Source organism: Labrys wisconsinensis (assembly GCF_030814995.1).
Lineage (GTDB): Bacteria > Pseudomonadota > Alphaproteobacteria > Rhizobiales > Labraceae > Labrys > Labrys wisconsinensis.
This window is the reverse complement of sequence record NZ_JAUSVX010000010.1, coordinates 1-13604: the sequence shown is the minus strand read 5'-3', so window position 1 is coordinate 13604 and position 13604 is coordinate 1. Positions and strand designations below refer to the sequence as shown.

General features: G+C 68.7%; 9 protein-coding genes. 2 read left to right on the top strand and 7 right to left on the bottom strand.

Annotated elements, in window-relative coordinates:
- Position 1: 1 nt before the first annotated feature.
- From QO011_RS23715 to QO011_RS23690, 6 genes are all read right to left on the bottom strand, one after another.
- Positions 2–2323 carry a penicillin acylase family protein gene (locus tag QO011_RS23715; RefSeq protein WP_307277424.1) on the bottom strand — a complete coding sequence of 774 codons (2322 nt, stop codon included), beginning with the start codon at positions 2321–2323 and terminating at the stop codon, positions 2–4.
- A 287-nt stretch (positions 2324–2610) separates the two neighbouring features.
- Positions 2611–3642: an ABC transporter substrate-binding protein gene (locus QO011_RS23710; protein ID WP_307277420.1), complete on the bottom strand. Its 1032-nt coding sequence runs from the start codon at positions 3640–3642 to the stop codon at positions 2611–2613.
- 28 nt (positions 3643–3670) lie between these two features.
- Positions 3671–4477: an ABC transporter permease gene (locus tag QO011_RS23705; protein ID WP_307277418.1), complete on the bottom strand. Its 807-nt coding sequence runs from the start codon at positions 4475–4477 to the stop codon at positions 3671–3673.
- On the bottom strand, positions 4470–5432 hold the full coding sequence (locus QO011_RS23700) for an ABC transporter permease (RefSeq protein ID WP_307277416.1): 963 nt from the start codon (positions 5430–5432) through the stop codon (positions 4470–4472). The genes QO011_RS23705 and QO011_RS23700 overlap by 8 nt, the downstream gene beginning before the upstream one ends.
- 244 nt (positions 5433–5676) lie before the next feature.
- Positions 5677–6777, bottom strand: coding sequence for an ABC transporter ATP-binding protein (locus QO011_RS23695; protein ID WP_307277413.1), 1101 nt, complete (start codon positions 6775–6777; stop codon positions 5677–5679).
- 16 nt (positions 6778–6793) lie between these two features.
- Positions 6794–8179 carry an amidase gene (locus QO011_RS23690; RefSeq protein WP_307277411.1) on the bottom strand — a complete coding sequence of 462 codons (1386 nt, stop codon included), beginning with the start codon at positions 8177–8179 and terminating at the stop codon, positions 6794–6796.
- Between the two features lie 163 nt (positions 8180–8342).
- Here QO011_RS23690 and derI point away from each other — a divergent pair, with 163 nt between their 5' ends.
- Complete coding sequence (gene derI / locus QO011_RS23685; RefSeq protein ID WP_307277409.1) at positions 8343–8789, top strand: D-erythrulose-4-phosphate isomerase; 447 nt, start codon at positions 8343–8345, stop codon at positions 8787–8789.
- A gap of 10 nt (positions 8790–8799) precedes the next feature.
- The gene (locus QO011_RS23680; RefSeq protein ID WP_307277406.1) at positions 8800–9381 is read left to right on the top strand and encodes a cupin domain-containing protein; all 582 of its coding nucleotides are present in this window, start codon (positions 8800–8802) and stop codon (positions 9379–9381) included.
- A gap of 9 nt (positions 9382–9390) precedes the next feature.
- Here the strand turns inward: QO011_RS23680 and QO011_RS23675 are convergent.
- The coding region (locus QO011_RS23675; protein ID WP_307277403.1) for a beta strand repeat-containing protein at positions 9391–13604 on the bottom strand (4214 nt) is incomplete at its 5' end.

Below are 13604 nucleotides of genomic sequence, written 5' to 3'. Positions count from 1 at the left end.
CTCACCCCTGCCCCTCTCCCGGCCGGGAGAGGGGTTCTTGCGTTGCGGTCGCCGGCTCCAGCTCGATGATGCTCTCCGCCGCCGCATCCACCGCCTCCCTGGAGTACGCCAGGGGCAGGTATTCGCCCGCCGCCCAGGTCGGCGCCAGGTCGGCATAGTGCGGCGAGCGCGGGTCGCCGGACTGGCCCGGCGCGTTGATGAAGCGGCTCTCGTCCCAGGCGCCGACGTCGACCACCATGCGGAAGGAGGCGCCGGTGACGGCGCGGAAGTCGGGCAGGCGGTAATGGGTGTTCATGACAGTCGAGCCGGAGCCGCCGACCGGCAGCGGGCCGACGTCGGAGCGCCGGTCGAGCGCGTGCTCGAAGAAGCCGTGATGCAGGCGGCCCCAGGCCCAGCTCGCCGCGTCCGCGCCCATCAGGCCGACGCATTCGGCGAAGGCCGCCTCCAGCGTCGCGGCGAGCAGCACGTCGCGGCCGGGATCGGGGCGCTCCAGGCGGTCGAGGATCGAGGCGACGTCGCCGTCCCCCAGCAGGGCCCGCACCGCCGGATCGGCGGCCGCGCGGTCGAGCACGGCGGGGCCGAGGTGCTTGTGCCACCAGACCTCGAACAGCAGCGCGGCGGGGCTGGCGGCGTCGAGGCGGCGGTCCCAGCCGGCGAGCAGCGCGGCGGCCGGCCCGGGCAGCTCCGCCGGCAGGAGCGCGCAGACCCGCGCCGCCGGCAGCGACAGCGTATCGGTCTGCAGGGCCATGGCGTCGGCCAGGGTCTGGCCGGACGCGGGAGCCAGCACCGCGGCGATGCGGTCGGCGCGCGAGGGCTCCAGCCATTCATGGCCGAGGCGGGTCTGCTCCTGCGGGAAGTCCGGCGGCAGGTTCATCTGGTTGGCGCTGAAGACGAAGCCCGCGGCCGGGTTCAGCGCGCGCGGCAGGGCGCCGGCCGGCAGGAAGCCGTCCCATTCGAAGCGCCCGTCGCCCGGCACCGGCAGCAGGCCGTTCCAGTTCGGCCGGCGCGGCGCCTTGGCCGCGGCGATCCAGCCGATGGCGCCCGAGGTGTCGGCATAGACCTGGTTGACCGGCGGCACCGACCAATGCGCCAGCGCCGCCTCGAATTCGCCGAGGCTCGATGCGGCCTGATAGGCGAGGCTGGCGAAATAGGCGGCGCTGCCCGGCTCGAGCCAGACCGTGCGCACGGCATAGGCCTTGCGGCGGGCCCGGTCCTCGAACACCACGGGCCCGTGGCGGGTGAACTTGAGCTCGGCCTGCTGCTCCGGCGCGCCCTTCACCGCGACCGCCTCGCGGATCACCCGCATCGCCTCCCAGTCGGCGCCATGGCGGTAGCGGTGCGGATCGTCGGGGTCGGTGTCGTAGACGTAGACGTCTTCCTGATCGGTCGGGAAGATGGTGAGGCCGAAGGCCGCCGTGCCGTTATGGCCGATCGAGATGCCGGGCAGGGCCGGCTCCCCGGCGCCGATGACGTCGAGCCCGGGCGCCTGGAGATGGGCGACATAGCGCAGCGAGGGCAGGGAATAGGCCCGGTGCGGGTCGCTCGCCAGGATCGGCCGGCCGGTCGCCGTCCTGGCCGGGGCGAGGACCCAATTGTTCGAACCCTCGGCGCGCGCCACCCGGCCGTCGACCACCTTGGCCCAGCGCCCGGCCTCGTCCAGCGTCGCGGCGAGGCGTTCCGGGGGAAAGCCGGCCGGGGCCTTGGCCAGCGCCAGCAGGTCGAGCGCCTCCGGCGCCAGCGCGGCGAGGTCGAGGCCGTCGGGGATCACGGGGGCTGTCTTCGGCTCGACGGCCTGGCGCAGTTCGTCGGTGTCGGCGTCGGCGAGCGCCATCACCCGGGCGCGGGCGAGCTCGGACGGGGCGTTGTCGCTGAGGGCATGGCTGCGGATGCGCACCACGTCCTCGGCCCGCCAGCGGGCCGGCCGGGTGCCGAGCGCGCCGAATTCCGGCGGCAGCAGCGATGGGTCGGCCTCGGTCAGGCCGACATAGGCGTTGATGCCGGCGACGAAGGCCTCGGTGATCGCCTGCGCGTCCGGCACGCCATAGGCCGCCCATTCCGCCGCCATGTCGCCGCGATAGAGGAAGAGGCGGCAGGCCCGGTCCTGGGCGAGGTAGCCCGGCCCGAAATCGGCGGCGAGCAGGCCGAGGCCGCGCTTGCGCCAGAGGTCGATCTGCCAGAGCCGGTCGCGGGCGGCGTTGAAGCCCTGGACGAAGAAGGCGTCGCGCCGGCTGCGGGCGCGGATATGCGGCACGCCCCAGCGGTCGACGACGATGCTGGCGGGCTGCTCGAGGCCGGGGAGGGTGTGGCGGGTGGTGCTGGGCATCGGTGGGGTCACGTGTTGGCCGGGACGGTTTCGGATCTTCTCCCGGGAGGGGGCTTGTCGCGTTGCGGCCATTGTGTTTCGGGTGCGGCGGGCGGCCCGGTCCTGCACTGGTGGTGTTCGCGTGGATGGGCGGATCAAGTCCGCCCATGACGGTTGAGGATGGTGCCGCCGTTGCAGGTCTTGCCGCTACCGTGGCGTCATGGCCGGGCTTGACCCGGCCATCCACGCGAACGCCAGCGGCGGCTGTCTCGTAGGGGCCGTAACGGCGTTGCAACCCCTGCTCGGCCCTACTTCGTTAGGTTGGTCCAGATCTTCGAGTAGAGCTCGGTCACCTCGGGCGGGCAGGTCTTGAGGAACTCGACCTTGGCGGTGGCCGGCATGTTGATCTCGGGCGCGTTCTTCATGTCCTCGGGCATGAAGGCCTCCGAGCCCTTGATGCCGTTGGCGTAGCGGGCGAAGGCCGAGAGCATGGCGGCGTTCTCCGGCGCCATGATGAAGTTCAGGAACAGCTTGGCGTTGTCGACATTGCGCGCGTCCTTGATGATCGCCGCATTGTCCATCCACACCGCCTGGCCTTCCTTGGGATAGCCGTAGGCGATCTTCGGATTGGCGAGGCGGGCGCGGAAGGCGGCGCCGTTCCAGTCGATGCTCGCGCCGATGTCGCCCTTGGCATATTTCTCGATGGTGCCATACTCCATCGAGAGCCAGTTCTTCTTGGCCGCGACCAGCGTGTCGCTCACCACCTTGAGCTGGGCCTTGTCGGAATTGCAGGAGGCCGGGAAGCCCTTGTACCAGAGCGCCGCGGCGATGACGTCGCTCATCTCGGGCACGACGTTGATCTTGCCCTTCAGCTCGTCCGGCGTGTCGAAGATGATGGCCCAGGTGTTGATGTCGCCCTTGTAGAGCTCGGTGTTGATGGAGATGCCGGTGGTGCCCCACTGCCACGGCACGGTGTAGTGGCGGCCGGGATCGAAGTCGACGTTCACCCAGCGCGGGTCGACATTCTTGAAGTTCTCCATCTGGTCGGGGCGGCTCTCCAGCAGCAGCCCTTCCTTGAGGAAGATCGGCACGTAGTTGGAGGAGGGCACGACGATGTCGAAGCCGTGCGCGCCGGCCTTGATCTTGGCGAGCGCCGTGTCGTTGCTGTCATAGTCGGTGACGGTCACCTTGACCTTGTAGGTGTCCTCGAACTTCTTGATCATCTCGGGGCTGGTATAGTTACCCCAGTTGTAGATGTTCAATTCGCCGTCGGCGCGGGCGATGCCGGCCGAGGCCGCGATCGCCAATGCGGCCGCCGCCGTCTTGAGGAATAGGCGCATTTTCTTCTCCCTTGGATGATGCTCCCCGTCAGCCGTCTCGCTTGCGGCTGACGAGGAAGAACAGCGTCACGATCAGCACGGAGACGAGAAAGAAGATCGTGGCGATGGCGTAGAGCTCGGGCGAGACGGCGCGGCGCATCTGGCCGAGCATGTAGGTGGGCAACGTGTCCTGGCCGCCGGACTTGATGAACTCGGTGATGATGACGTCGTCGAGCGAGGTGACGAAGGCGAGCATGGCGCCGGCGAGGATGCCGGGCCAGAGCTGGGGCAGCGTCACCCGCCGGAAGGCCATCCAGGGCGTGGCGTAGAGGTCGGCCGCCGCGGTCTCCAGCGACAGGTCCATGCTCTCCAGCCGGGCCCGGATCGGCATATAGGCGAAAGGAATGCAGAAGGCGGCATGGGCGAGGCAGAGATAGCCCAGGCCGTAATAGCCGGTGGCGAGCTTGATCAGGGCGAAGAAGATCAGCAGCGCCACGGCGGTGACGATCTCCGGCACCATCAGGGGCTGGTTGATCATCACGTCGATCAGGCCCATGCCGCGGAAGGGCGCGGTGCGGGTGGTGGCGAGCGCCGCCATGGTGGCGACGATGGTCGAGACCACCATGGCGATCACCGCGATCTCGATCGAGCGCCAGGTCACCTCCTGCACGGCCTGATTCTGCCAGGCGGTGACGTACCACTGCATGGAGAAGCCCTGCCAGGCGCCGACGCTGCCGCCGGCGTTGAAGGAATAGACCACCAGGATCAGCAGCGGGGCATAGAGCGCCACGAAGCACAGGATGGCGATCGGCGAGAAGCCCGGCATGCGGCGGACGGAGAAGGCGCGCTCAGCCATGGGCGGCCTTCCGGGTCGAGGCGGCGACGGCGCGGACATAGACGATGAGCGCCACCGTCACCAGCGCGGTGAGGAACAGGGCCAGCGCCGCGCCGAGCGGCCAGTTGCGGGCCTGGCCGAACTGCAGCTCCATCAGGTTGCCGAGCATCATGCTCTTGTTGCCGCCCAGCAGGCGCGGCGTGACATAGGCGCCGAGCGAGGGGATGAACACCAGGATCGAGCCGGCGACGATGCCGGGCTTGACGATCGGCAGGATCACCCGGCGCAGCACCTGGAAGCGGTTGGCGTAGAGGTCGTAGCCGGCTTCGACCAGGCGGAAGTCGAAGCGCTCCAGGCTGGCATAGATCGGCAGCACCATCAGCGGCAGGTAGACATAGAGCATGCCCATCATCACCGCGCTGTCGGTGAACAGGATCTGGATCGGCCGGTCGATCAGGCCGAGCTTGATGAGCACGAGGTTGACCAGGCCCTCGTTGCGGATCAGCTCCATGATCGCCAGCGTGCGGATCAGGAGGTTGGTCCAGAAGGGAATGGTGATGGCGAAGACCCAGAGGTCGCGCTGGCGCTCGGGCCGCGTGGCGATGAAGAAGGCGGTGGGAAAGCCGACCAGCAGCGCCAGCACCGTGGTGTAGAAGGACAGCAGCACCGAGCGCCAGAAGATCGAGATGTTGGCCGAGGCGAAGCCGATGCTGTCGTCGAAGATGTCGCGCTCGAACAGGACGTTGAACCAGGCGTCGGTCGAGAACTTCCAGGAGACGCCGCCATAGTCGCCGGGCGCCAGGAAGGAATAGACCACGACGATGACGAGCGGCCCGACGGCGCCGAGGAAGATGATGAGGAGGGCGGGGGCGCTGAGCAGCCAGCGCCTGACGACGTCGCGCCGGCGGGCCTCCTGCTCGGCGCTGTGCTCGCGGGCGGCCGCGACGGCGGTCTCGGACGAGGCGAGGGCGGTCATGGCGCGGGGCTCGCGACAAGACACCGCGACGCCAGCTTTTCCCCTCCCCCTTGCGGGGAGGGGTACGGGGTGGGGGTCGTACAGGATGAAGCGGATGGGCTCGCCAAGCGCGCTCTTCGACAGATGCCGCGCCTCGTCCTGATGGATCCCCACCCCGTACCCCTCCCCGCAAGGGGGAGGGGAGCGGCTGGCGTCGCGCCCGAAGCAAAGATCGTTGGCGGTGCCGTCTTTCTCCCCATCCCCGTCACCCCCTCAGCACCTGCGCCGCCCGGTCGGGGATGGCGATGCCGACCTCGGTGCCGGGGGGGAACTCGGCCTCGGCGCCGCGGCGGCTCTGGCTGCGGACGATGAAGGGGGTGCCGTCGGCGAGCTTGACGTGGTGATGGGTGTCGGTGCCGAAATAGATCGAGGATTCGATCCGGCCGGTGAGCGTGCCCTGCGGCGCCGGCACCAGCGCGGCGTGCTCGGGCCGCACCACGATGGTCGCCGCGCCGCTGGCGGCCGCGCCCTCGGGCAGGCCGGCGCTGAGCGTGGCGCCGCCGGGCAGGCGCACGGTGGCGGCGCCGGGGCCGGCCGACTCGACAGTGCCTTCCAGGAAATTGGTCTCGCCGATGAAGCTGGCGACGAAGCGGCTGGTCGGATGCTCGTAGATCTCACGCGGCGACCCGACCTGCAGCACCCGGCCCTCGCTCATGACGGCGATCCGGTCGGACATGGTCAGCGCCTCCTCCTGGTCGTGGGTGACGAAGATGAAGGTGATGCCGGTCTCGGCCTGCAGGCGCTTCAACTCGATCTGCATCTCCTTGCGCAGCTTGAGGTCGAGGGCCGAGAGCGGCTCGTCGAGCAGCAGGATCTTGGGGCGCGGCGCCAGCGCCCGGGCGAGGGCCACGCGCTGCTGCTGGCCGCCGGAGATCTGGCCGATCTTGCGCTCGCGCATCTCCTCCATGCGCACCAGGCGCAGCATGCGCGTCACCGTCTCGGCGATCTCGGCGGACGGGCGCTTCAGCATCTCCAGGCCGAAGGCGATGTTGCCGGCCACCGTCAGATGCGGGAACAGGGCATAGCTCTGGAACACGGTGTTGACCGGCCGCGCGAAGGGCGGCAGCGCGCCGATGCTCTGCCCGTCGAGGCGGATCTCGCCGAGCGTCGGATGCTCGAAGCCGGCGATCATCCTGAGGAGCGTGGTCTTGCCGCAGCCCGAAGGTCCCAGCAGGGTGAAGAACTCGTTGGACCGGATGGTGAGGGAGACGTCGTCGAGCGCCTTGAAGTCGGGCTTGCCGGGCTGGGCGAACACCTTGCTCACCCCCACGATGTCGAGCCCCCTGGCGTCTTCGGCCTTGACCAAGATGCGTGTCCCTCCGTTACGCGGCCACCTTCGGCATCACGGGCCGGGCGTTCCAGCCGAGCGCCTCTTGAAAGAATCGTGCCATCTCGAACAGCGCCGCCTCCCCCCAGGGGCGGCCGACGAGCTGGGCGCCGACGGGCAGGCCTGCCGCCGTCATGCCAACAGGAATTGTGATCACAGGCAAGGCCGTCATGGTGATTCCATAGGCAATCGCCAGCCAGCGGTAGTAGTCAGGGATCGGCACGCCGTCCGCGTGTCCGGGGTAGCGGATGCCGGCGGGCGGCGGCGGCACGGCGGCGGCCGGGCAGACCAGCACGTCGACACCGGCCATGAAGGCCGCGGCGCGGTTGTGGATCTCGCCCTGGCGGCGCAGCGCCGCGACGATCTCCTCGCCGGTCAAGGCCTGGCCGCGGGCGATGTTCCAGGCGACCTCCGGCTTGACGAGGCCGCGCTGCGCGGGCGTCAGGCTGGCGCCGAGGCCGACGGCGTAGCCCACGGCGCGCAGCGTGTCGAAGGCCTCGTGCACGCCGGCGAGATCGGGCGCCGCCTCGACGACCGCGGCGCCGGCCGAGGACGCGATGTCGGCCAGGCGGCGCACCAGGCCGGCCACCTCGGGATCGCAGCGGGTGATGCCGAGATCGGCCGAAAAGGCGAGCCGCGTCGGCGCCCTCGGGCGGGCTGCAGCGTCGCGGAAGCGCCGGCCGCCATCGGTCATGGCGTCGGCGAACAGGGCGAGGTCGGCGACATCGCGGGCCATCGGCCCTTCCTGCGCCAGCGGCTCGAAGGGCAGGGCGCTCGGGCCGGAGCGGATGAGGCCGGGCGACGGGCGCAGGCTGGCGACACCGCAGAAGCTCGCCGGCGTGCGCAGCGACCCGGCGAGATCGGAGCCCTGCGCCAGCCAGGCGCTGCCGCAGGCGAGCGCCGCGGCGGCGCCGCCGGAGGACCCGCCGGCCGTGCGGCCGGGGGCGCGCGGATTGACGGTCTCGCCGAACACGTCGTTGAAGGTGATGCCGCCGGCGCCGAACTCGGGCGTGTTGGACTTGGCGTAGACGATGCCGCCGCGCGCCTCCAGCGTCTCGACCAGGAGGTCGGAGCCCTCCGGCACGTGATGCTCGTGGACGCGCGAGCCGAAGGTGGTGCGCACGCCTTCGACCTCGGTCAGGTCCTTGATCGCCACCGGCAGGCCAGCGAGCAGGCCGCGCGCTTCCGGCGCCAGGGCGTCCAGCCGCGCGGCGTGCTCGCGGGCGCGCTCGAAGCACAGCGTCGGCAGGGCGTTGACCGCGGGCTCGGCGACGGCGATGCGGGCGGCGAGGGCGTCGAGGCAATCGCCCGGCGTGATCTCCCGGGCGAGGAGAAGGCGGTGCACCTCGGTCGCCGAGGCCTCGACCAAGCCGTCGCTCATGCACCACCTGCCCTTTTTGTGATCACGTCGGCCAGCCTAGACGGCTCGCGCGGAGGTGCCAAGCCCCCCGACAAGCTCCCCGGCGCGGCATCCCGCCCATGGCGTTCGGCGCTGGCCGGGCTTATGTGAAAAGGGGAGCGAAGCGAGGAGAGGAGGGCACCGCATGCGGATCGTTCTGGGAGCCGACAGCGCCGGCAAGCCGCTGCTGGACGTGATCGCCGCCCATCTGAAGGGCCGGCCGGATTTGGAGGTCAAGGATCTCAGCCGGGACGGCTTCTATGCCGACACCGCCGGGCATGCGGCCGGAGCGATCGCCGCCGGTGAGTTCGACCGCGGCATCCTGTTCTGCGGCACCGGCATCGGCGTCGCGATCTCGGCCAACAAGGTGCCCGGCATCCGCGCGGCGCAGACCCACGACACCTATTCGGCCGAGCGGGCCGCCAAGTCGAACGACGCCCACATCATCACCATGGGCGCGCGGGTGATCGGGCCCGAGCTCGCCAAGGCGATCGTCGACACCTGGCTCGCCGCCGCCTTCGATCCCAAGGGCCCCTCGGTCGCCAATGTCGAGGCCATCACCCGGCTCGAGCAGAGCCACCGGCCGGCGTGAGGAGCAGGCGATGAACGGCGAGCACGACCATCCCGACGACCATTCCCATGGTCGTCCCCATGACCATTCTCATGGTCGTGACCATGACCATTCCCATGGTCGTGACCACGGCCATGCCCACGACGCCGGGCCGGACGAGCGCTGGAAGCACGACGGCGTCCGGGTGATCCGGGGCGACCAGCTCGACCCCAACACGGCGCAGACCCCCGGCATGTTCCGCCAGGCCGCCATCAACCATGCCCGCGTCGGCGCCCAGAAGATCTGGGCCGGTACCGTGGCGATCGAGCCCAACGCCAAGACCGGCGTGCACCATCACGGCGCGCTGGAGAGCGTGATCTACGTGGTGCGCGGCCGGGCGCGCATGCGCTGGGGCGAGCGGCTGCAGTTCGTCGCCGAGGCCGGCCCCGGCGACTTCATCTTCGTGCCGCCCTACGTGCCGCACCAGGAGATCAACGCCAATCCCGACGAGGTGCTGGAATGCGTGCTGGTGCGCTCCGACAACGAGGCGGTGGTGGTCAACATCACCGACGTCGATCCGGTGGAGAAGCCGGAAGCGGTGTACTGGGTCGATCCGATCCACCGGAAGCCGTGAGGGCGTGATTCAGGCGGCGATGAACTGGAAATCGTCCTGGTTCAGAGCCGCCTTGGCCACGTTCTTCAAGGTGATCATGTTGGAGGCGTCGACGGTGATCACCGTGTCGGCGCCGACCTGGCTTGCCGCCGCCAGGACCGCCGCAAAATTGGCGAAGATGGCATTGCTGATCAGAATGGCGTCGTCCGTCGCTGCCCCGGCAGTGAAGTCGGTGATGGTGTCGTTGCCGAAGCCGGTCTTGAACACGAAGCTGTCGTTGCCGGCGCCGCCGGTCAGCAGGTCGTTGCCGGTGCCGCCGGTGAGCCTGTCGTCGCCCGCCCCGCCGTTCAGCGTGTCGGCGCCGCCGCTGCTGTCCAGCGTGTCGTTGCCCGCGCCGCCGTTGAGGACATTGGCGGCGCTGTTGCCGGTGCCGGTGAAGGCAGCGGTGCCGGCATAGGTCAGGTTCTCCAGGCCGCTCGCCAGCGTATAGCTCGTCAGCGTGGTGATCACCGTGTCGGAGCCGCCGACGGCGGCCTCGACGATCACGTCGCCGATGGAGTCGATGTAGTAGGTATCGGCACCGAGGCCGCCGGTCAGCATGTCGTCGCCGCCGCGGCCGTCCAGGATGTCGTTGCCGTCGCCGCCGTCGAGTGCGTCGTTGCCGTCGCCGCCCGTGATGGTGTTGGCCAGGGCATTGCCCGTGCCGGTGAAGCTGCCGGTGCCGATGAACGCGAGGTTCTCGACATTGGCGCCGAGCGTGTAGCTCGTGAGCGTGGTGCGGACCTCGTCCAGGCCCTGAGATGCGGTCTCGACCACGCTGTCGCCGGTGCTGTCGACGATGAAGATGTCGTTGCCTGTTCCGCCGACGAGCCTGTCGGCGCCGACGCCTCCGTCGAGGACGTCGTTGCCGGCTCCACCGTCGATGACATCGTCGCCGGACCTGCCTTCGATCTGATTGGCGCCGGCATTGCCGATCAGAGTGTCGGCCTGCAGGGAGCCGATGAGGTTCTCGATGCCGATCAAGGTGTCGGTGCCGTCCCCGTCGAACACCGTATCGTTGTCGCCCAATGCGCCGGCGACACGAATGAGATGCGCGCCGGATTGTCCTGTGATCGTCGCATAGCTGTCGCCCGCGCCCGGCGCTTGATCGAACACGACGACGTCGAAGTCCGCGAGGCGATAGCCGTAGCCGTCGGTCCGGTTGAACAGATTGATCCGATCGATGGCGAAGGACGAGCCGAGATCGACCTGCCACCAGACATAGGGATCGCTCGTCCCGGTATGGGTGATGGAGCCGTTGTTGAAATTGCCGTCGGTGTTGCCGTCGATCGCCCGATCTGCGGTTCCACCATATCCCGTCGATATCTGCGATGCCGTACCCTGAAGGGCAATATTCGTTCCGTTGGACAGGATCTGTACTTCCGCCAGGCTCAGGAAGTTGGCCGTGGTCTGGTAAACCCGCACATAACGGCCTGAGATCGCTTCGATCGATGCGCTCCCCTCTGCCAGGTCGATATGCACGCCCACGGTGCTGGACTGGAAGCTGGCAGTGTCGGTTCCGGCGCCGCCGTCCAGGATGTCCGCCCCGCCGCGCCCTGCGTCGAGCGTATCGTCTCCGGCACCGGCCGAGATCCTGTCGTCGCCGGAGGTTCCGACGATCGTATCATTGCCGGGAGTTCCCATGAGCCAGAGATGGGCATCCATCTGGGCGCGGTCCCATGTCGTGCCGTCGGCGAACTGGATGCGATCGATGCCGTAGTTCGTGCCGGCCGACCAATAGTGCTCGTCGTCCTCGATGACGTGCCCCGTGGCCTTGATGGTGATCTTGAGGTCGATGCCCGAGCGCCACAGCATGATGTCGTCGGCGTTGAGATCGGTCAGCTTCAGCGTGTCGATCTCCGTGGTCGATCCGGATTCTTCGTTGATGAAATCGCTGCCGTCACCCGATGCATAGACGAATGTGTCGGACCCGCCTGCGCTGTTGATGATGTCGTCGCCCAGCCCGCCGACGAAGATATCGTCTCCGGGTGATCCCGATATCGTGTCGTTGCCGTCCGTGCCGCGGAACCAGGCATTGGCATTGATGGTGCCGAGGTCCCAGGAGCTGCCGTCGGCAAACTCCACCTTCTCGATCCCCCAGTTTGCCGTCGTCGAGTAGAACTGTTCATCGACCGTGATGACGTGGCCTGTGGCCTTGACCGTTACCGTCAGATTGACGCCGGTGCGACCAAACACGACATCCGCGGCATTGAGATCGACGAAACGCAGGACATCGACATTCGCGGTCGATCCCGAATCGTCGTTGATATAGTCATTCCCATCTCCGGAAGCATAGATATACGTATCGCTTCCAGCGCCGCTGTTGAACCTGTCGTCGCCCCGTCCGCCGAAAAACGTATCGTTCCAGTCCGAACCGGCGATCGTGTCGTTGCCGCTGGTTCCGCGCAGCCAGGCATTGGCGTTGATCGTCCCGAGGTTCCAGGAGCTGCCGTCGGCAAACTCGATCTTCTCGAGTCCCCAGTTTCCCGTCATCGAGTAGAATTGCTCGTCGACTGTGATGACGTGGCCTGTGGCCTTGACCGTGGCGGTGAGATTGACGCCGACACGACTGAATGTGAGGTCCGCGGCGTTGAGGTCGACGAAGCGCAGGACATCGACATCCACGGTCGAGCCCGATTCGTCGTTGATGTAGTCGCTTCCGTCGCCGGCGGCGTAGATATAGGTGTCGCTTCCTGCGCCGCTGTTGAAGCGATCGTCTCCCAACCCTCCCACGAACGTGTCGTCGCCGGCGCCGTCATTGATGGTGTCGTTGCCGGCGCCGCCTTTGATCGTGTTGGCAAGTCCGTTGCCCGTCAGGGTCTGGCCGGTCGTTGCGGTTCCCGTCAGGTTCTCGAGGTTCGCTCCCAGCGTGTAGCTGGCGAGGCCGGTGCGAACCTCGTCCGTGCCGGAGCTCGCCGCCTCGGTGACGACATCCCCGGTGGAGTCGACGATATAGACGTCGTCGCCGGCGCCGCCCGCCAAGGTGTCGGCACCCGCGCCACCGTCCAGCGTATCGTTGGCGGCCCCGCCGGTGATGGTGTTGGCAAGGTCGTTGCCGATCAGCGTTTGGCCGGTCGTCGCCGTCCCGGTCAGCTTCTCCACATTGGCCGCGAGAGTGTAGGCAGACAGGGCGGTGCGGACCTCGTCCGTGCCGGCGCCGGCCGTTTCCGTCACCACGTCGCCGACGGCGTCGACGATATAGACGTCGTTTCCACCGCCGCCCGCCAGCGTGTCGGCACCCGCGCCGCCATCGAGCACGTCGGCACCTGCGGTGCCGGTGATGACGTTGCTCGAGGCGTTGCCCGTCAGGATCTGCCCCGTGGCCGCCGTGCCCGTCAGGTTCTCGACATTGGCGCCGAGCGTGTAGCTGGCGAGCGCGGTGCGGATCTCGTCCGTGCCGGCGCCGGCCGCTTCGGTGACGACGTCGCCGGCGGCATCGACGATGTAGACATCGTTGCCGGCCCCGCCGATCAGCGTGTCGTTGCCGGCCCCGCCATCCAGGGTGTCGTTGCCCGCGCCGCCGTCGAGCGTGTCATTGCCGGCCCCGCCGACGATGGTGTTGTCGAGGCTGTTGCCCGTGCCGGCAAAGGCCGCAGTGCCGGTGCGGATCAGTCTCTCGACATTGGCCGTCAGCGTATAGGCGGCGAGGGCGGTGCGAACCTCGTCGGTGCCTTCGCCGGCATTCTCCGTGACGACGTCGCCGGCGGCATCGACGATGTAGATGTCGTTGCCACCGCCGCCGGCCAGCGTGTCGGCGCCGGTTCCGCCGTCGAGCGTGTCGTTCCCGGCGCCGCTGGTGATGGCGTTGGCGAGCGTGTTGCCGGTCAGGATCTGCCCCGTGGTCGCCGTGCCGGTGAGGTTCTCGACATTGGCGCCGAGCGTGTAGCTGGCGAGCGTGGTGCGGACCTCGTCCAGCCCTTCGGAGGCGTTCTCGACCACGCTGTCGCCGGCGCTGTCGACGATGAAGACGTCGTTGCCGAGGCCGCCGATCAGCGTGTCATTGCCGGTGCCGCCATCGAGCGTGTCGTCGCCGGCCCCGCCGTTCAGCGTGTCGCTGCCGCTGCCGCCGACGATGAGGTTGGCCAGGGTGTTGCCGGTGCCGGCGAAGGCGCCGGTGCCGGTGAAGGTGAGGTTCTCGACATTGGCACCGAGCGTGTAGCCCGCCAGCGCGGTGCGGACCGTGTCGGTGCCGGCGCCCGCCGCCT